Origin of the sequence: Streptantibioticus cattleyicolor NRRL 8057 = DSM 46488 (assembly GCF_000240165.1) — a bacterium.
GTDB classification, from domain to species: Bacteria; Actinomycetota; Actinomycetes; order Streptomycetales; family Streptomycetaceae; genus Streptantibioticus; species Streptantibioticus cattleyicolor.
The window spans coordinates 909,839-926,592 of the sequence record NC_017585.1 but is presented as its reverse complement, the minus strand read 5'-3'; the positions used below and the strand labels follow the sequence as shown (position 1 = coordinate 926,592).

Annotated in this window: 18 protein-coding genes; 9 read left to right on the top strand and 9 right to left on the bottom strand. The window is 72.5% G+C overall.

Annotation, left to right across the window (positions count from 1 at the left end):
- Window positions 1-36: 36 nt before the first annotated feature.
- Together SCATT_RS31785 and SCATT_RS31780 are read right to left on the bottom strand one after the other, a co-directional pair.
- Window positions 37-405: a hypothetical protein gene (locus tag SCATT_RS31785; RefSeq protein WP_014151255.1), complete on the bottom strand. Its 369-nt coding sequence runs from the start codon at window positions 403-405 to the stop codon at window positions 37-39.
- Window positions 406-528: 123 nt separating this feature from the next.
- Window positions 529-912 (bottom strand): ArsR/SmtB family transcription factor, encoded by a 384-nt coding sequence (locus tag SCATT_RS31780; RefSeq protein ID WP_014151256.1) that lies wholly within the window; start codon window positions 910-912, stop codon window positions 529-531.
- A gap of 108 nt (window positions 913-1,020) precedes the next feature.
- On the opposite strand from SCATT_RS31780, the gene SCATT_RS31775 reads away from it, so the two are divergent.
- Together SCATT_RS31775 and SCATT_RS31770 are read left to right on the top strand one after the other, a co-directional pair.
- Window positions 1,021-2,997 (top strand): heavy metal translocating P-type ATPase, encoded by a 1,977-nt coding sequence (locus SCATT_RS31775; protein ID WP_014151257.1) that lies wholly within the window; start codon window positions 1,021-1,023, stop codon window positions 2,995-2,997.
- A complete protein-coding gene (locus SCATT_RS31770; RefSeq protein WP_014151258.1) occupies window positions 2,994-3,401 on the top strand; it encodes a hypothetical protein in 408 nt (135 codons plus the stop codon). The genes SCATT_RS31775 and SCATT_RS31770 overlap by 4 nt, the downstream gene beginning before the upstream one ends.
- A gap of 7 nt (window positions 3,402-3,408) precedes the next feature.
- On the opposite strand, the gene SCATT_RS31765 is transcribed toward SCATT_RS31770, so the two are convergent.
- Window positions 3,409-3,657: a hypothetical protein gene (locus tag SCATT_RS31765; protein ID WP_014151259.1), complete on the bottom strand. Its 249-nt coding sequence runs from the start codon at window positions 3,655-3,657 to the stop codon at window positions 3,409-3,411.
- A gap of 219 nt (window positions 3,658-3,876) precedes the next feature.
- On the opposite strand from SCATT_RS31765, the gene SCATT_RS31760 reads away from it, so the two are divergent.
- The gene (locus SCATT_RS31760) at window positions 3,877-4,815 is read left to right on the top strand and encodes an alpha/beta hydrolase (protein ID WP_014151260.1); all 939 of its coding nucleotides are present in this window, start codon (window positions 3,877-3,879) and stop codon (window positions 4,813-4,815) included.
- Between the two features lie 60 nt (window positions 4,816-4,875).
- Here the strand turns inward: SCATT_RS31760 and SCATT_RS31755 are convergent, their stop codons facing one another.
- Window positions 4,876-6,096, bottom strand: a complete 1,221-nt coding sequence (locus tag SCATT_RS31755; RefSeq protein WP_014151261.1) for a cytochrome P450 — start codon at window positions 6,094-6,096, stop codon at window positions 4,876-4,878.
- A 293-nt stretch (window positions 6,097-6,389) separates the two neighbouring features.
- Between SCATT_RS31755 and SCATT_RS31750 the strand changes: the two genes are divergently transcribed.
- Both SCATT_RS31750 and SCATT_RS31745 read left to right on the top strand, forming a co-directional pair.
- Window positions 6,390-7,652: an SGNH/GDSL hydrolase family protein gene (locus SCATT_RS31750; protein ID WP_014151262.1), complete on the top strand. Its 1,263-nt coding sequence runs from the start codon at window positions 6,390-6,392 to the stop codon at window positions 7,650-7,652.
- Window positions 7,653-7,734: 82 nt separating this feature from the next.
- Window positions 7,735-8,379 carry a maleylpyruvate isomerase family mycothiol-dependent enzyme gene (locus SCATT_RS31745; protein ID WP_014151263.1) on the top strand — a complete coding sequence of 215 codons (645 nt, stop codon included), beginning with the start codon at window positions 7,735-7,737 and terminating at the stop codon, window positions 8,377-8,379.
- 86 nt (window positions 8,380-8,465) lie between these two features.
- On the opposite strand, the gene SCATT_RS31740 is transcribed toward SCATT_RS31745, so the two are convergent.
- Window positions 8,466-9,005 carry a hypothetical protein gene (locus SCATT_RS31740; RefSeq protein WP_014151264.1) on the bottom strand — a complete coding sequence of 180 codons (540 nt, stop codon included), beginning with the start codon at window positions 9,003-9,005 and terminating at the stop codon, window positions 8,466-8,468.
- Window positions 9,006-10,491: 1,486 nt separating this feature from the next.
- Between SCATT_RS31740 and SCATT_RS31735 the strand changes: the two genes are divergently transcribed.
- Window positions 10,492-11,037, top strand: coding sequence for an ATP-binding protein (locus tag SCATT_RS31735; protein ID WP_014626924.1), 546 nt, complete (start codon window positions 10,492-10,494; stop codon window positions 11,035-11,037).
- A 918-nt stretch (window positions 11,038-11,955) separates the two neighbouring features.
- Here SCATT_RS31735 and SCATT_RS31730 read toward each other — a convergent pair.
- Window positions 11,956-12,396: a cupin domain-containing protein gene (locus SCATT_RS31730; protein ID WP_014151268.1), complete on the bottom strand. Its 441-nt coding sequence runs from the start codon at window positions 12,394-12,396 to the stop codon at window positions 11,956-11,958.
- A 285-nt stretch (window positions 12,397-12,681) separates the two neighbouring features.
- Here SCATT_RS31730 and SCATT_RS31725 point away from each other — a divergent pair, with 285 nt between their 5' ends.
- Together SCATT_RS31725 and SCATT_RS31720 are read left to right on the top strand one after the other, a co-directional pair.
- Window positions 12,682-12,981 (top strand): hypothetical protein, encoded by a 300-nt coding sequence (locus SCATT_RS31725; protein WP_014151269.1) that lies wholly within the window; start codon window positions 12,682-12,684, stop codon window positions 12,979-12,981.
- Between the two features lie 221 nt (window positions 12,982-13,202).
- Window positions 13,203-13,817 carry a ScbR family autoregulator-binding transcription factor gene (locus tag SCATT_RS31720; RefSeq protein ID WP_014151270.1) on the top strand — a complete coding sequence of 205 codons (615 nt, stop codon included), beginning with the start codon at window positions 13,203-13,205 and terminating at the stop codon, window positions 13,815-13,817.
- Between the two features lie 9 nt (window positions 13,818-13,826).
- On the opposite strand, the gene SCATT_RS31715 is transcribed toward SCATT_RS31720, so the two are convergent.
- Together SCATT_RS31715 and SCATT_RS40490 are read right to left on the bottom strand one after the other, a co-directional pair.
- Complete coding sequence (locus SCATT_RS31715; protein ID WP_014151271.1) at window positions 13,827-14,735, bottom strand: helix-turn-helix domain-containing protein; 909 nt, start codon at window positions 14,733-14,735, stop codon at window positions 13,827-13,829.
- 93 nt (window positions 14,736-14,828) lie between these two features.
- Window positions 14,829-14,951, bottom strand: a complete 123-nt coding sequence (locus SCATT_RS40490) for a hypothetical protein (RefSeq protein ID WP_265736673.1) — start codon at window positions 14,949-14,951, stop codon at window positions 14,829-14,831.
- A gap of 66 nt (window positions 14,952-15,017) precedes the next feature.
- Between SCATT_RS40490 and SCATT_RS31710 the strand changes: the two genes are divergently transcribed.
- Window positions 15,018-15,908, top strand: coding sequence for an MmyB family transcriptional regulator (locus SCATT_RS31710; protein ID WP_014151272.1), 891 nt, complete (start codon window positions 15,018-15,020; stop codon window positions 15,906-15,908).
- 15 nt (window positions 15,909-15,923) lie between these two features.
- Here SCATT_RS31710 and SCATT_RS31705 read toward each other — a convergent pair whose 3' ends face one another.
- Complete coding sequence (locus SCATT_RS31705; protein WP_014151273.1) at window positions 15,924-16,703, bottom strand: SDR family oxidoreductase; 780 nt, start codon at window positions 16,701-16,703, stop codon at window positions 15,924-15,926.
- Window positions 16,704-16,754: the final 51 nt, after the last annotated feature.

Below are 16,754 nucleotides of genomic sequence, written 5' to 3'. Positions count from 1 at the left end.
AGTTCACGCGGGTGGTCCGGGGGTTCGCCCGAGCGGTCAGGCCGACCGCGGCCGGGTGGCGGTGCCGTCCGGGCGGGCGTGCTCGGTGAGGACCGCGCGCAGCCGTACAGCGGCCCAGGCGCGTTCCGCCTCGTCCAGTTCCTCCAGCGCGCTCTCGATGCGCGACTGCCACCAGGCGGACTGGCGGGTGCGCTCCTGCTCGGCGCCGGCCGTCCCCTCGGTGGCCCGCAGCAGCGCGGCGGTCTGCTCCAGCCGCTCCGCCTCCGCCCGTTCCCGTACCGTGTCGCCGCGCCCGAACCAGCGCGCGACGGCCTGCCGCATCCCGCCCCAGGTGTCCGTTCCCACGGCCGTCACCACCGCCGTGCCACCGGCCGCGGCAAGCGCGGTGAACGCCTCGTCCAGCACTCGCCCCGCCCCCTTCCGCTCCCTCGACTCAGACCGAGGGTAACCCCGTCGGGCGGGGCCGGGCAGGACATGGCGTCAACTGGCCGTGCGGCGCGCGGAGTTACGCCCGGCGCCGGGAGGTGTTCACCCCGCGGCGGCGTCCTCGTCCACCGGGCCGTCGGTGAGCCCGAGCCGCAGGTGTTCGACGTGGTAGAGCGCCTGGTCGAGGAGTTCCGCGACGTGGTTGTCGTAGAGCGCGTAGACCACCGAGCGGCCCTGCCGGGTGCCGGTGACCAGGCCGAGGTTGCGCAGCAGGCGGAGTTGGTGTGAGCAGGCGGACTGCTCCATGCCGACCTCGGCGGCGAGTTCGGTGGCGGGCAGCGGGCCCTCCCGCAGCCGGGCCAGGATCAGCAGCCGGGACGGGGTGGCCAGGGCCTGGAGGGTGGTGGCCACCTTGGCCGCGTCGGCGGCGTCCAGGCGCGCGCGTGGCACGGCGTTGCTTGCGGTGGCGGCGGCTCCATGACCCATGGCCACCATGGTACCGACCGGAGATGAACACATGAATGAGTGTTCATGCGTTCCTGTATGGTGGTCCGGTACCCACCGAGCCCCCGCGTTGCGAAGGAACCCGCCGCGATGTCCTCCACCCTCACCCGCCCGGCGCCGCGCGCCGGTGGCGACCCTGCCGCCCCGCCGCCCGCGCGGCGTACCCGGATCCTGGCGCTGCCCGAGGCCCGGTGGGCGGCGCTGGCGCTGGCGTTCTTCCTGATCGCGCTGGCGGCGCAGGCGCTGGGTGCCCCGGCGTGGGCGTGCGGAACGCTGTACGCGCTGGTGTACGCGGCCGGCGGGTGGGAGCCGGGGTGGGCGGGGCTGACCGCGCTGCGGCAGAAGACCCTCGACGTGGACCTGCTGATGGTGGTCGCCGCCCTCGGCGCGGCGGCGATCGGGCAGGTGCTGGACGGGGCGCTGCTGATCGTCATCTTCGCCACCTCCGGCGCCCTGGAGGCGCTGGCCACCGCCCGCACGGCGGACTCGGTACGCGGACTGCTCGACCTCGCGCCGGCCACCGCCACCCGGATCACCGACGACGGCGCCGAGGAGACCGTCCCCTCGGCCGAACTCGCCGTCGGCGACGTCGTCCTGGTCCGCCCCGGCGAGCGGATCGGCGCCGACGGCCGGGTACTGGACGGGGCGAGCGAGGTCGACCAGGCCACCATCACCGGCGAACCGCTGCCGGTGGCCAAGTCCGCCGGGGACGAGGTCTTCGCGGGCACCCTCAACGGCACCGGCGCGCTGCGCGTCAAAGTCGAACGCGACCCGGCCGACTCGGTGATCGCCCGGATCGTGGCCATGGTGGAGGAGGCCTCCGGCACCCTGGCGCCGACCCAGCTGTTCATCGAGAAGGTCGAGCAGCGCTACTCGATCGGCATGGTGGCGGCCACGCTGGCGCTCTTCGCGGTGCCGCTGTGCTTCGGCGCGGCGTTGCAGCCCACGCTGCTGCGGGCGATGACGTTCATGATCGTCGCCTCGCCGTGCGCCGTGGTGCTGGCCACCATGCCGCCGCTGCTCTCCGCGATCGCCAACGCCGGACGCCACGGGGTGCTGGTGAAGTCGGCGGTGGTGATGGAACGCCTCGGCCAGGTGGACCAGGTGGCGCTGGACAAGACCGGCACGCTGACCGAGGGGACACCCCAGGTCACCGACGTCCGCCCGGTGCCCGGCGCGGGCCTGACCGAGGACGAGTTGCTCACCGTGGCCGCCGCCGCCGAGCACCCCAGCGAGCATCCGCTGGCCCGCGCCGTGGTGGCCGCCGCCGCTGCCCGGGGCCTGCGCCCGCCGCCCGTCACCGACTTCGCCTCGGCCCCCGGCACCGGCGTCACCGCCACCGTCGACGGCCGCCGGGTCGCCGTGGGCAGCCCGACCCGCCTGCCGGCCGCGGCGGACGGCCCGGCTACCGTGGTGGCCGAGGAGCTGGCCGGGAAGGGGCGCACCGTGGTCGTGGTCGAGGTGGACGGGGTGCCGTCCGGGGTGCTCGGCATCGCCGACCGGCTGCGCGACCAGGCCCCCGAGGCGGTCGCCGCGCTCACCGCCCTGACCGGCCACCCGCCGGTGCTGGTCACCGGGGACCACGCGGGTGCCGCGGTGCCGCTCGGCCGCCGCACCGGCATCACCGACATCCGCGCCGGACTGCTGCCGGAGCAGAAGGTGGCGGTGGTACGGGAGTTGGAACGGGCCGGGCGCAGGGTGCTGGTGGTGGGCGACGGTGTCAACGACGCCCCCGCGCTGGCCGCCGCCCACACCGGCGTGGCGATGGGCCGGGCCGGCTCGGACCTGGCGCTCCAGACCGCGGACGCCGTCGTGGTCCGCGACGAACTGGCCACCGTGCCCGCGGTGGTGGCCCTCTCCCGCCGGGCCCGCTCGCTGGTGACGCAGAACCTGGTGGTGGCCGCGGTCTTCATCACCGGCCTGGTCGTCTGGGACCTGGTCGGCACCCTGCCGCTGCCGCTCGGTGTCGCCGGGCACGAGGGCTCCACGGTGATCGTCGGCCTCAACGGACTGCGGCTGCTGGCCGATTCCGCGTGGCGCCGCGCCGCGACGGGGCGGGCGTCATGAGCCGCCGGGATCGCGGGGAAGCCCGCGCCGCCGGGCCGGCCCGCTGCACCGTGACCGTCTGCCGCGGCTGCTGCTGCGGCACCGGCAAGGTCCCCGGCGTCGACCACGCGGCCCAACTCGCCGAGCTGCGGCGGGCGTTGTCCGGCACCGCCACGGTGCGCCCGGTCACCTGCCTGGACGCCTGCGAACACGCCAACGTCATCGTGGTGCAGCCCTCGGCGGCCGGACGCGCGGCCGGCGGACGCCCGGTCTGGCTCGGCCTGGTCAACGACCCGGACGCGGTGGGCGACATCACCGCCTGGGTCGAGGCGGGCGGCCCCGGCCTCGCCGACCCGGCGGGCATCCTGGACCTGTACGCGTTCTCCCCGTCGCGCCGGATACGCCGGGACGCCGAACTGAGCTGACGCCACGTCAGGACGAATGGCCGCCCCGGACGGCGGCGAGCACGGCGGGGACCAGGGCCGTCACGCCGCGCCGCACGGCGTCCCGGGGAGCGGCCGCGTGCGCCGGGGCGCTCAGCCCCGCGTCGACACGGCCCGGCAGACCGGTCCCGACGACCGTGCCGAGCACCACCACCGCGGCGATCGTCACCCCGGCCCGCCGCCGCTTCGGCGCGGACGGGGAACCGGTACGGGCGGACGGACTCCGACGATCGGACACGGCGACTCCTCGCGGCGGTACGGCCGGCTCGGCCGGGGCTGTGGTGACGACACCCCCGAGCGTGTCGCACCCCGGCCCCCGCGATCGATGGGGCCTCCCGGCCGGTGGAAGGTGGGGCTGTCCCCCGTCCGCCGTTGCCGTACGGGGCCTGCCCCGGCGGCGGACGGGCTTGTACGGTACCGGCACGCACCCGTACCCCAGCCGAGGAGACCACCGGCCATGAGCCGCAGTGACACCAATGTCCCGCCGTCCGTGCCGTGGTCGTCCGCGCGGGACTACGCGGAGTTGAACGTCCCCGTGCGCGGAGGGGAGTTGACGGTGCTGCGGCGGGCCGCGAGGGAGCCGGGGGCGCCGGTGGTGCTGGCGCTGCACGGAATCACGGCGAACGCGCTGGCGTGGTCGCGGGTCGCCGACCATCTGGCCGGGCGGGTCACCGTGGTGGCGCCGGATCTGCGCGGCCGGGCGGGCAGCCGGGCGCTGCCGGGGCCGTACGGGATCGGGGCGCACGCCGAGGACGTGGCGGCGGTCGCCGAGGCGCTGGGCCTGGAGTCGGCGGTGCTCGCCGGCCACTCGATGGGCGCCTTCGTCGCCGCCCTCACCGCCGTCCGCCACCCCGGGCGCTTCGCCTCCGTGGTGCTGGTCGACGGCGGGCTCGCCTTCCCCGCACCGGCCGGGCTCGGCACCGACGAACTGCTGGAGGCGGTCATCGGCCCGGCGATGCGCAGGCTGCGCATGACCTTCCCGGACCGGGACGCCTACCGCGACTACTGGCGGGTCCACCCCGCGTTCGGCGGCCGGTGGTCACCGTGGACGGACGCCTACCTCCAGCGCGATCTGACCGGCGCCGAGCCCGAGTTGACCTCGTCGTGCGTGCTGGACGCGGTGCGCGAGGACGGCGCCGGGGTATTCGGCGACCCGCGGGTCCGTTCCGCGATCCGCGAGCTGCCGCACCCGGCCCGGCTGCTGTGGGCCGAGCGCGGGCTGCTGGACGAACCGCAGGGCCTGTACGACGAGGAACGGCTGGCCACCGCCGCGCTCGAGCCGGACCGGGTGGCGACCCATCGGATCCCGGACACCAACCACTACACCGTGCTCGGCGGCGACGCCGGCGCGCGGGCGGTGGCCGGTCATCTGCTGGACGCGGCGGGTCTGCGCTGACCGCCGTCCGGCCTGCCGGTCACGTCGCCCCCGCGACGACGTGCGGGCGGCGCCGGTCGGTCATCCGAGGTTGACCGGGAGGGACTCCATGCCGAAGACGACGGAGTACTTGCGGAAGCGGAGTTCCTCGGCCGGCACCGCCAGCGTCATCTCCGGGAAGCGGCGTACCAACGCCGGGTAGGCGGCACGCAGTTCCATCTTCGCCAGTTCCGCGCCGATGCAGCGGTGGATGCCGTGCCCGAAGGCCAGGTGGGAGCCGGCCGCCGGGCGGGTGGGGTCGAACTCCTCCATGTGCGGCCCGAGGTGTTCGTCGCGGTCGGCGCCGGACAGCGAGCACAGCACGATGTCACCGCTGCCGATGGCCTGGCCGCCGATCTCCAGGTCCCGGCGGGCGAAGCGCGGGAAGGCCACCTGGACGACGGTGAGGTAACGCAGCAGCTCGTCGACGAACGGGTCGATCGCGGCGTCGTCGGCGAGGAGCGCGGTGAAGTGCTGCCGGTCCTGGAGCATCAGCAGGGTGCCCAGCGCCAGCATGCTGGCGGTGGTCTCCAGGCCGCCGGTGAGCACGCCGTCGGCGAGCCCGGCCAGCTCCTCGTCGTCGATGGCGTCGCCGTGCTCGCGCACCAGCATCCCCAGCAGCCCGTCGCCGGGGTTCTCCCGTTCCTTCTTGACGATGTCGCGCAGGTAGGAGAGGGACTCCGATATCGCGCCGAAGGAGGCGTCGGCGCCGGAGAAGACGTCGAAGCGGCTGGTGCCCAGGCGCTGGAACTCCTCCCGGTCCTCGTAGGGCACACCGAGGAGTTCGCAGATCACCAGGGAGGGGATGGGCATGGCGAAGGCTTCGACGAGGTCGACCGGGCCGGTCGCGGCGGCCATCTCGGCGAGCCGTTCCTCGACGATGGTGTGGATGCGCGGGGTGAGCCGGCTCAGCCGCCGCATGGTGAACTCCGGGGTCAGCAGCCGCCGCAGCCGGGTGTGGTCCGGCGGGTCGGCGAACCCCAGGCCCCCGGGGCTGGTGCCGGAGGTGACGCCGGTGCCGATGAGGTTGGTGAAGTCGTTGCTGAAGCTGCCGGCGTCCCCGAGGACCGCCTTGGCCTCCTCGTAACCGGTCACCAGCCACACGTTCACGCCCAGCGGCACCTTGAGCTTGGTCACCGGCGCCTTGCGGCGCATCGCGCCGAGGTCGGGCACCGGGTCGAGCCCGTCACGGCGCAACGGCATCAGCGTCGACTCCGGCAGCGCCTTCGACAGATCGAAGCCCTTTTTGCGAAGGTTCGCCATATATCTGCGCCCGAGCCAGGCGCCAATGCGCGTACGGATTTTCATCATGTAGGTAATACTGCACGGTCCCGCGACAAGCCGTGTCACCCGTAAACCCCCATATATCTACCCAAACTGCCCAAAACAGACAGCCAGGATGGGCGGCCCGCGAAAACATGTGCGGTGATATCGCCCTTACGAAGGATTGTCGCACCTTGTCGCCGTATGGCGCCGGTCGTCGCGGCGGACCGGGGACAGAATGGCACCGCGCCAACACGTTTCCGTTCCCGCCCGTCTCACCAGGGGAATCCGCCATGCCTGCCAAGTCCGTCGGCGCCGCCGCGGCGCTCGTCCTGACCGCCGCGCTCGCGGTCGCCGGGGCCCGGGCCGCGCAATCGCCCCCCGCCCCCGTCTGGAACGCCGCCTGGTCCGCCGCCCCGCAGCGCCCCAGCACCGGCTTCACCCCCAACTGGTCCGAGGCCGGCTTCTCCGGCCAGACGCTGCGCCAGGTGGTACGGGTCACCACCGGCGGCAGCCGGCTGCGCATCCGGCTGTCCAACGCCTACGGCACCTCACCGCTGCACATCGCCGGAGCCACCGTCGCCCGCCGCGACCACGGCGCCCGGCTGCGCGCCGGGACGGTACGGCAACTCACCTTCGGCGGCTCCCGCGCCGCCACCGTGCCGGCGTACGGACAGCTCACCAGCGACCCCGCCGGGCTCCCGCTGCGCGCCTTCGAACCCGTCACCGTCACGCTCCACCTCGACGGCACCACCGGCCCGGCCACCTTCCACGCCCAGTCCATGGCCACCAGCTACGCCGCCGACGGCGACCACACCGCGGACGTCGCCGACACCGCGTTCCGCCGCACCACGCAGTCGTGGTACTACCTGTCCGGCGTGGACGTCTCCGGCGGCGACCGGCCGGTGCGACCGGGCCGCACCGGCGGCATCGTGCTCTTCGGGGACTCCATCACCGACGGCTTCAAGTCCACCCCCGACCGCGACCACCGCTGGTCCGACGCGCTCGCCGAACGCCTCGCCACCACCGGCCGGCCCCGCCCGGTGCTCAACGCCGGCATCGGCGGCAACCTCGTCCTCAACGACTCGGCCTGGTACGGCCAGCGCAGCTCCGCCCGCTTCACCCGCGACGCCCTCGACCTGCCCGGCGTGCGTACCGTGGTGATCCTCGAAGGCGTCGACGACATCGGCTACAGCGAGACCGACAAGCCCACCTACAAACCCGCCCCCGTCGTCACCGCCGCCCAACTCATTGACGGCCACCGCGAGTTGATCCGCCAGGCCCGGGCCCGCGGCATCCGCGTGGTCGGCGCCACCCTGCTGCCCTTCGGCGGCTCCGACCACTACGGCACCCGCGCCGCCGCGGTGAGCCTCGCCTTCGACCAGTGGGTCCGCACCTCCGGCGAGTACGACGCCTACGTCGACTTCGCCAAGGCCCTCGCCGACCCCCACCACCCCGAACGCCTCGACCCCCGCTACGACAGCGGCGACCACCTACACCCCAACGACGCCGGCTACCGGGCGATGGCCCGCGCGATGGACCTGTCCGCGCTGTGAGCCCGCGCGACAACGACTCCTTCTGACAGCGAGACAACGCCGTTCTTGGACGTACGGTGCGACCGGTGGGGAAGCTGGAACCATGGCCCACACCACCGATCACGTCAAGGCACTGATCGCCGCCGAACGCCGGGAACTGGCAGCGGTGTTGCACGCACTGCGCCCCGAGCAGTGGGAAGCCCCGTCCCTGTGCACGGGCTGGCGGGTACGGGAGGTGGCGGCCCACATGAGCACGGGGTTCCGCCACCCCACCCGCAAGGTGCTGTGGGAACTGGTCAAGAGCGCCGGCCGCGTCAACGCCATGGCCGACCGGCTGGCCCGCGCGGACGCCACCGCCCTCACCCCCGGCGAACTGGCCGACGCCATGGCGGACAACGCCCACCACCCCTGGAAACCCCCGGTCGGCGGCTACGAGAACGCCCTCGGCCACGACGTCGTCCACGGCCTCGACATCACCACCGCCCTCGGCCTGGACCGCCGCATCCCCGAAGAACGGCTGCGCGTCCTGCTCGCCGGTGTCACCCGCACCAGCGCTCGCTTCTTCGGCGCCCCCCTCCACGGCATCCGCCTCCAGGCCGACGACCTCGACTGGACCTTCGGCACCGGCACCCCCGTCACCGGCAACGCCCAGGACCTGCTGTTGGCGGCCTTCGGCCGCAAGCTCCCGCCCGGCCGGCTGTCCGGCCCGGGCGGTGGCCGTTTCGTCAGGGTGCCGGGGGTGGGATGAGGTCGCACGGGCGTGCCGCTGTTCCGTCGGGCATCACGGCGGTGGCCCCGCAAGCGCGGAACGTGGTTGTCAGCGGGGCGAGTTGTTCACATCGCCCGTTCTCGGACCATCACCATCAAGACGGGGGAATCCAGCGACGGCCGGCTCGGCCCCACGTCCGTGTACCCCCACGTCTCATAGAGCGCGTGCACCTTCCCGTCCCCGGCCTGGGGGTTGACCATGAGCGACACCTGCGGCTCCGTGCGCTGGGCGAGCAGGTCGTCGTGGATACGTCGGGAGGCACCGGTTTTGCGCCACCCGACCCGGACCATGATCTCCTTCAACGCCAGCGTCGGGGCGCACAGGACCGCGTCCGGGACAGGGCACTGGACACGCTTCCACCAACGGTCCCCCTGCTCGATCGTGTTGGCGTAGGCGTAGCCGATCGGCTCGTCCCCGTCATAGCCGACGGCGGCTTCCCATCCGGGCTCGGAGGCGTGACGGGCGAGACGCTCCCCGAAACGCTCGACGGAGTAGTGCGGGTCGTGCAGTCGATCGGCCCGGACCTCGGCGTAGATGCCGATGAGCGTGTCCCAGACCGGCTCCACGTCGGGGAAGTGCCGGATCTCGATACCCGCCGTCTTCATCAGGCGTTGTCCTTTCGAGTGTCGCGCACGTACTGCTCCCACAGCTCGCGGTCTTGCTGTGTGGTGCGGCAAGGCGCATCTTGGCCCCGAACTCGTCGAGCATCGACGCGATGCGGGGGTGGGAGCTGGTTTCCCCGTTGGCGACGGTCATGGCCGTCGCCAAGGCGGGGCCAAGGTCGCCCTGCCCGAGTTGGGCGTGGGCGAGCCGCGCGGTGGCGATGGCCCGGCTGCGCCGCATGTGTGGCCTGAGCAGCGCGATACCCCGGTGGGCGTGGGCCTCGGCCTGCGCGAAGTTGCCCAGCGACAGATGGGCGGTCAACGCCAGGCTTTCGATCTCTGCTTGGTCGAAGAAGGCTGTCATCCATGCCGGTCGGTCCGCGTCCGGTTGGGCTCGTGAGAAGGCTTGCCGAGCTTTGTCGATCGACCGTTGGACAGCGATGGCATCTCCGGCCAAGCCGTGGATGGCAGCCTGCCGGGCGAGTCCCAAGGAGGCGAACAGAGGGTCGCGGCGGGTGATGGCCAGTCTGCGGGCGACATCGTTGGCGGTGAGCGCATCCACGGGTCGTCCAAGGTGCCGGTAAAGGGTGCCGGCGTGGGACCAGATGCGGAACTGGATGGCCGAGTCACCGGACATGGAAGCGAGGTTGGCGACGCGGTCCAGGTAGCGTTGTGCGTCGTTGAAACGGCGGCCGTCGATCGCGGCCCACAGCGCGCTCGACGTGAAGGAAGCGGCACACGCGTAGAGGCGTTCGCGTACCTTTTGCGACGCGGAGCCTCGTTGGAGGAGTGAAAGCGCTTCGCCGGCCAGCGCTGAGGCCCGAGTCTCGATGCTGACTCGGCCGCCGTACTGGTGGTCGTCCGCGACGATGGCGGCGAACTTCGCCTCCAACCGGGCAACGTCGGCATGACCGATCCGCTTCGGCGCGGCGACACCAGCTGCGGTCACAGCGGTACCGGCTGCCCTTGCTATGAAGTTACGACGCCGCATGGAGTCCTCCTCGTTGCGATGTGGCCTGAACCCCAAGTCCTCGACAGGGCAACCGAAAACCTTCTCCAGCGCAACGCGAGTGCGTCCGATGGGGCGCTTCGTTCTGCCGCTCATCAGGTTGTGGATGGTGCGGGCCGTGAAGTCGCCCGGCCTCCCTGCTATGTCCGCCAGGGCGCTGTTCATTTGATCGGCCAACTCGTCCTGGGTGAGGCCAAGTTTCTTCATTCGTCGCCGAAGGATGGCGTTGCCCTCCATGAGCCGAACGTAGCGGTCCTGCCACGCACCGCACCAGGCCGATGGCAATGAACGCGTAAAGTTTTCCGGTTGTCGCTCAGCACGCGGCACCGGTCTTTTCCTGTTACCCGATCACCGATCGTCATTGACTGGTAACCTGTCGGAGCAAGCCCGTCTCTGGGCGCATTGCAGCTCCGTCACAGAGAGCCGGCTCCAACGCTTCCAGGCCGAAGAGCCGGACATGCCACCCCGAAGGACTGGGCCATGACCGTCGCGCAACACAACGCCGTTCAAATGGAGCCGTTCCTTGCCATCGCACCGCCGGACCGTTGCTTCGATCTGACAATCGAGAGGCACTCTTCCAACGCGGAACTGGACCAGCACGACCGGCGGCGTCCTGGCGTGATCCGCAGGATCTGCAGGGCAAAACTGAGGCACTGGGGAACGTGCGACGACCTGACCAACGACGTTCTCCTTGCCTCGACCGAACTGGTCACCAACGCGCTCAAGCACAGCTACGGCGCCCGGATCCGTGTCAGCCTGTCCTGCTGGCCGGGCGCCGTGCGAATCGACGTTGACGATGGCGCGCCTTCGCCTCCTGCCTGTCCGCGTTCCGCCGGTCTGCTCGACGAAGACGGGCGTGGCCTGGCCATCGTGGCCGCGCTGGCGGACGCCTGGGGACGATCCGGTTCCACGACCTGGTGCCTGCTCACCGCCGACGCGAGCGAGCAGCCGCACGGGAACCTGCCATTGCCGCCGAGCGGACACCTCGCCAATCCCACAACGATCCGTCCAGCGAGCCAGGAGTGATCAGCATGACCGTCCACCACCGCGGCAGCCCCGCGCGCCGCGAGGCTCCGCCGCCGCTCCCTTCGCGGCTGAACGGCTGGGCGCGAGCCGGGGGGTGCTCAGGTGCATCGGCATGGGGCTTCCACTTCTCCCGTGGACGGCACCAGCGCGGCTCGTTGTGAGGCGGCGGACGGGGTGTCGGGCGGAGGACAGCAGGCCCCCTCGTCGGGGTTGCTTTCCGGTGGAACTCAGGCAGGCTGCCACGAAGGCGCCCATAGTCGCCTCGAAGGCCTGGTGTCCTGGCTAACGTCTGGCCATTGCCCCCTGAACTACGCTAACCGGCGGAGCCGTTCGCGCCCGGTGAACGGTCATGCAGGCAGCAGAGGCCCTGCGCGCCGAGATCGGTCCGTTTTTCCAACTGAATGAGATTGGGCGGTGCCTGGAGTAGAGTCGCAGGTCAGCAAGTATCGTCCCCGCGAGCGCGGGGGTGTTCCTTTGCGCCAGGTCCGCAGACTGCGGGTTTTGGCATCGTCCCCGCGAGCGCGGGGGTGTTCCTCTCCGCGGCGGAGCGCAGGTGGTCCTCCGCCTATCGTCCCCGCGAGCGCGGGGGTGTTCCGGTACACGGGGCTACGGACGACTACCGGCAGGCGTCGTCCCTGCGAGCGCGGGGTGTTCCGTGGACGGCCGGGGCGATCGGCGTCGCCGCGCTGTCGTCCCGCGAGCGCGGGGGTGTTCCGGGTGTGGGGTTCGGCAAGGTCTACGGCGGGTGGGTCGTCCCCGCGAACACAGCGCACCAACCGCGCAAGTCGGCGAAGGCCCAACCGAACCCCCGCCACTCGAACCGGCCCCGCACCTCGCGGGGAAGGCCCGCACCGCCACCGGGCGTGCCACCGCGGCGTCGCGTACCTGGTGCGCGACCGCGTGACGGCACGAAACCGCTCAGCGAAGCTCAAGCCGCAACGGGGCGTTCGCACTGTCCAAGTGTTCAACCGTGGTGAAGATCAGCTCCGTCTCACCCGTGTTCTCGATGTCGTGGAGGAGGAATTCGCCGGGGCCGAAGGTGAAGTGGCGGGTTTCGCCGGCGTGGTAGGAGACGTCGCGGGTGGTGCCGTCGTGGGTGTGTTGGCGGCTGCGGCCGGGGGTGATGGCGGTCCAGAAGTAGTCGAGGACGTGGCGGTGGGCGTGCCAGCGGTCGCCGGGGGCGAGGCGGATCTCCCATACGCGTACGCGGGCGTTTTCGCTGAGCAGGCGGGAGCCGACGTGTCCGTCGTGGGCGTGGGCCTCGAACTCGGCACGGAGTTCGGGCGACCACCCCTCGTAGCCGGTGGCGACGAGGTCACCGGCGAGCGGCAGGTCGCTGAGGTAGGTGTGGTCCGTCATCGTTCCTCCGCCGTCGTGGGTCGGTGGTGGTCAGCGTAGCGGCGCGGGGCGCGGGGCCAACGGTGCCAGTTGACCGGCGACGGAACGAGGCGATCCGCAACGGTGATGGTGTCGTCAGCGTAGCGGCGCGGGGCCGGCGGCCGGCGGAGGCACTTGCCCGGCTACGGACGCGGCCGGGGCCTGGGACACGGAAGGGCCGTGGGACCCGTGTGCCCGGGACGCCGGGATGCGTATGTTCGGCGTGGTATCACGCCATATCTGTGCCGTGTCCCGGAGGAGGACGTCATGCATCTGCTCGCCCGGTTGCTCGCTGGGACCGCGCTGGCCGCGTGTGTGACCGTGGTGGTGGTTCCCGCCTGGACGGCGCCGGGGGCACCGGCGGCGTCCGGTGCGCGGTGCGGGGGGTTGTCGGGTCCGCGGCGGGGTGTGGGCTACGACAATTGCGCGGCGCACGCGGTGCGGATCCGGGTGGGGCATTACGTGGGGGTGGGCGACGACTACGTGTGCGTGCCGGCGTTCGGGCGTTACCGCGCGCCGGGGTGGAACACCCGGGTGGTGGAGAGGATCGCCGACGAGTGCCGCTGAGGGGGATGGCTGGAAGGGCGTCCTGGTCCAGGGCGATGGGTATTGCCTAAGTTGTACTATCTTCTGAATCAGGCCCCGCCACCTGCGGTGATCCACCTCGGAGCACGACCGAACTCCCGGGGGAGGCGTGGTGGGGAGCTGACTCCGGAGCGATCCGTGGGGGGGGGCGGGGGTGGGAAGTGGTGGACAGCGGCAGGCCGGAAACAACGGCGGGAGTCGAGATGGCGCAGCAGGAGCGGGCGTTGAAGACCCGCCTTCTGATCGTGGAGGCGGCCGGCGCGGTCTTCGACGAGCTGGGGTACGACGCGGCGACGACGACCGAGATCATCGCGCGCAGCGGGGTGACCCGGGGCGCGCTCTACTTCCACTTCCCGTCCAAGGAGGCGATCGCGGACGCCGTGATCGCCTCGCAGGACCAGTTCCTGGTGCCGCCCGACCACCGCGTCCGCCTCCAGGCCACCATCGACCTGACGATGTCGTACGCGCGCCGGCTCCAGCACGACTCGCTGCTGCGCGGCGCGGTGCGGCTCGCCGTGGAGCAGGCGTCGTACCGCAAGCCGGACGCGACGCCGTACGTCAGCTCGCACGAGGTGGTCTGTCGGCTGCTGCGGGAGGCGGAGGCCAACGGGGAGTTGCTGCCCACCGCCGACCCGGAGGAGCTGACGCCGCTGATCGTCGGGGCATTCACCGGTATCCAGGTGCTCTCCCAGGCCCACAACAACCGCCTCGACCTGCTGGAACGGGTCTCGGCGCTGTGGAAGAACCTGCTGCCGGCGATCGCGGTGGCCGGACTGCTGCCGCATCTCGACACCTCCCCCGAGGCCCGGCCCAGGTGACCGGCGCCGTCACGGTGCCTCCAGGCTTTGCAGCCGCCAGAAGACGCTGCGGTGGCCGTCGAGTCCCTGCGGGACCATCGAGCTGACGTGTACCGCGGCCCGTCCGACGGCGGGGTCGGGGTGGACGATGTGCCGGGGTGCGGCGGGTTCGGGCGCGGCGGCGGAACGGATCCGCGCGGCGGCCCGGGCGGGCACCTCGGTGCGCCAGGCACGGGCGATCTCCGGCCGCGCGAGCACCGCCTTGAGCAGGGCGTACAGCGGTGAGCGCGGCGGGGCGGCGCGCAGGTCGTCGGAGATCTCGCACAGCAGCGGCACCAGCCACCCCTCGTACCAGTCGGCCAGCAGCCGCGGGGCGTCGGGGTGGAGGCAGATGAATCGGGCCAGGTTCTCCCGGGGTATGGCCTCGGGCACCCGGGCGACGCCGGAGAAGAGCCGGGTGTAGGCGGCGTTGCAGGCCAGCAGCCGCCAGGCGGGGTCGCGCAGGTAGGCGGGCATCCCGACGTCCCGGAAGCCGCGGTGCCATTCGCGGGCGAAGCCGGCCGGGTCGCCGGGGTGCGGGGTCTCGGGGGCGGGGGCCGGGCGGGCGGCGGGGGTACGGGAACCGGCCAGCCCGGCCAGTTCCCGCTCCTCCTCGCGGGTGAGGGCGAGGGCGGCGGCGAGGTCGGCGACGCGGCGCGGGTCCACGCCGTGCTGTCCGCGTTCCCAGTTGCTGACCGTGCGTGTGCTGACGTCCAGCCGCCAGGCCAGCCCTTCCTGGCTGAGTCCTGAGCGCAGTCGGCGGGCGCGCAGGAACGCCGGGAGCGGGTGGCCGGCCGACGGCCCGCCGGGCGGGGCGGCGCGGTCGGGGCGGCGGTCGGCCGGCCGGTGCCGCGCTCCGCCGCCGCGGTCGCCGAGGGCGGGGAACGAACGTGGAATCATGTGCGGTACGCCTTGTCGAAGCCGATCGGACGGTGACGGGTCACGGACGGTCACGGAGGAGGTGGCCGGGGCGCGACCTGGCGCCGGCCCCCGTCACGGACGTGGCGCCGTGCTGTCGCCGCCGTCGGTGACCAGGCCGGACTCCCCCGGCTCGACCTGGTACGGGCACCGATTGTGGCCGTTGTGGCGGGGGTTGGGGAGAGAAGCGATTTCCACGGACGTCCGATCCCTATTATTCACCTTTCACCAACCGGCCCGCCGGTTTCTGTTCTGGATGGAGACATGACCGACGCGCAACCTTCCGGCCCCGTCGTGGAGCACGGACGCGGAGACCTCACCGCCGAGGAGCGGCGCCAGAAGCTGTCCTTCCTGCGCGAGAAGCGCGACAGCGTCGACCGGTCCTCCTTCGAGGCCCGCTACCCCGTCGAGGTGCCACGGCGGCTCCCCGGCCGGGGCCGCCACGCCCCCGGGCTCACCCTGGTCGAGATGGGCCGCCTGCTCGGCCTGCGGGACGGCTCGTGGTACGCGGACCTGGAGCGCGGCCAGGTGGACAACGCCCCGGTGGACCGGCTGTTCAAGGTCGCCGAGCTACTGGACCTGACGCCTCGTCAGTACGAGTTCCTGTGCGTGTACGCCTGCCGGCCCAAGCCCGGTTACCCGGCGGCCGGGCTCCCCGGCGGCTACCGGGAGGTGCTCGACCTGTACCAGGGGCCGGCGTACTTCCAGGACGCCGGGTGGAACCTGCTCAGGCCGAAGATGTACAACGCGGCGGCCGAAGCGCTCTTCAACGGCATCCCCGACGACTTCAACTTCATCCGCTGGGTGCTGCTGGAACGGTCGGTGCGCCGGCCCCCCGAGGGCGGCCGGCGCCACGCCTGGCTGCCGGACTTCTGGCAGGTGTGGGCGCCGCGCGCGCTGCCGGTGGTACGGGCCGCGTACGTCGCCCGGCCGGACAACGCCACCCTCGCCCGGCTCCACGCCGACCTGGCGGCCGACCCCGAGATCGGCCCCATCTACCAGGGCCGTCTGCCGCCCTACCCGCACACCGACGGCGACCTGCGTCCGTTCGTCCACGGCAGCACCGGGGAACGCGGCATGGTGCGGATCAACGTCCTCACCCCGCGCGGCAGCGACGACACCCTGATGCTGCTCAACTGGCACCCCGGCGCCTGACACCGGGCACATCCCTCAGACGGTCTTGAGCGCGCCGCCGTCGATCACGTAGTCGGCGCCGTGGACGCTGGCCGCCAGGTCGGACCCGAGGAAGGCGATCAGGTCGGCCACCTCGCCCGGTTCGACCAGCCGGCCGGTCAACTGGCCGGAGCGGGCGGGCACTCGGGCCACGTAGTCGGCCAGCTCCTGGCCGCCGAGGGCGGCCTGCTGGGCGCCGTAGCCGTCCGGGTCCTCCCACACCGGGGTGCGGGTGGGCCCCGGCGAGACGGTGTTGACCCGGACCCCGCGCGGCCCGAACTCGGCGGCGAGCGCCTTGCCCAGGGTGTTGAGCGCGGCCTTGGCGGTGGCGTAGTCGATCGGCCCGGTGGCGTTGCGGGCGCCGATCGAGGAGACGTTGACGATCGCGCCGCGCCGCTCGATCAGGGAGGGCAGGGCGGCCCGGATCAGGCGTACCGGGGCGAAGAAGTTGAGCGCCCAGGAGCGTTCCCAGATCTCGTCGTCGGCGGTGAGGAACCCGGCCGCCGTGAAGTGGTCGCCGCCACCGGCGTTGTTGACCAGCAGGTCGATCCCGCCCAGTTCGGCCAGGGCACGCTGGACCAGCTCCGCGCAGCCCTCGGGGGTGCTGAGGTCGACCGCCACCGGAACCGCGCCGGCGTCCTTCAACTCCGCGGTGACGGTCCGCGCGGCGCCCACCACCCGGACCCCCTCGCCGGTCAGCGTCCGTACCACCGCCAGCCCGATCCCCCGGCTCGCACCGGTCACCACAGCGGTCTTCCCCGACATCCGCAGGTCCATCGTGTCCTCTCGGTAGCAACTGCTCCCGCCACGCTATACGCACCCGGGCCG

What these genes read in the sequence shown, in the direction of transcription:
- SCATT_RS31780 (WP_014151256.1), bottom strand. Translation starts at nt 912, where the DNA reads ATGGGTCATGGAGCCGCCGCCACCGCAAGCAACGCCGTGCCACGCGCG.
- SCATT_RS31775 (WP_014151257.1), top strand. Translation starts at nt 1,021, where the DNA reads ATGTCCTCCACCCTCACCCGCCCGGCGCCGCGCGCCGGTGGCGACCCT.
- SCATT_RS31770 (WP_014151258.1), top strand. Translation starts at nt 2,994, where the DNA reads ATGAGCCGCCGGGATCGCGGGGAAGCCCGCGCCGCCGGGCCGGCCCGC.
- SCATT_RS31760 (WP_014151260.1), top strand. Translation starts at nt 3,877, where the DNA reads ATGAGCCGCAGTGACACCAATGTCCCGCCGTCCGTGCCGTGGTCGTCC.
- SCATT_RS31755 (WP_014151261.1), bottom strand. Translation starts at nt 6,096, where the DNA reads ATGGCGAACCTTCGCAAAAAGGGCTTCGATCTGTCGAAGGCGCTGCCG.
- SCATT_RS31750 (WP_014151262.1), top strand. Translation starts at nt 6,390, where the DNA reads ATGCCTGCCAAGTCCGTCGGCGCCGCCGCGGCGCTCGTCCTGACCGCC.
- SCATT_RS31745 (WP_014151263.1), top strand. Translation starts at nt 7,735, where the DNA reads ATGGCCCACACCACCGATCACGTCAAGGCACTGATCGCCGCCGAACGC.
- SCATT_RS31740 (WP_014151264.1), bottom strand. Translation starts at nt 9,005, where the DNA reads ATGAAGACGGCGGGTATCGAGATCCGGCACTTCCCCGACGTGGAGCCG.
- SCATT_RS31735 (WP_014626924.1), top strand. Translation starts at nt 10,492, where the DNA reads ATGACCGTCGCGCAACACAACGCCGTTCAAATGGAGCCGTTCCTTGCC.
- SCATT_RS31730 (WP_014151268.1), bottom strand. Translation starts at nt 12,396, where the DNA reads ATGACGGACCACACCTACCTCAGCGACCTGCCGCTCGCCGGTGACCTC.
- SCATT_RS31725 (WP_014151269.1), top strand. Translation starts at nt 12,682, where the DNA reads ATGCATCTGCTCGCCCGGTTGCTCGCTGGGACCGCGCTGGCCGCGTGT.
- SCATT_RS31720 (WP_014151270.1), top strand. Translation starts at nt 13,203, where the DNA reads ATGGCGCAGCAGGAGCGGGCGTTGAAGACCCGCCTTCTGATCGTGGAG.
- SCATT_RS31715 (WP_014151271.1), bottom strand. Translation starts at nt 14,735, where the DNA reads ATGATTCCACGTTCGTTCCCCGCCCTCGGCGACCGCGGCGGCGGAGCG.
- SCATT_RS31710 (WP_014151272.1), top strand. Translation starts at nt 15,018, where the DNA reads ATGACCGACGCGCAACCTTCCGGCCCCGTCGTGGAGCACGGACGCGGA.
- SCATT_RS31705 (WP_014151273.1), bottom strand. Translation starts at nt 16,703, where the DNA reads ATGGACCTGCGGATGTCGGGGAAGACCGCTGTGGTGACCGGTGCGAGC.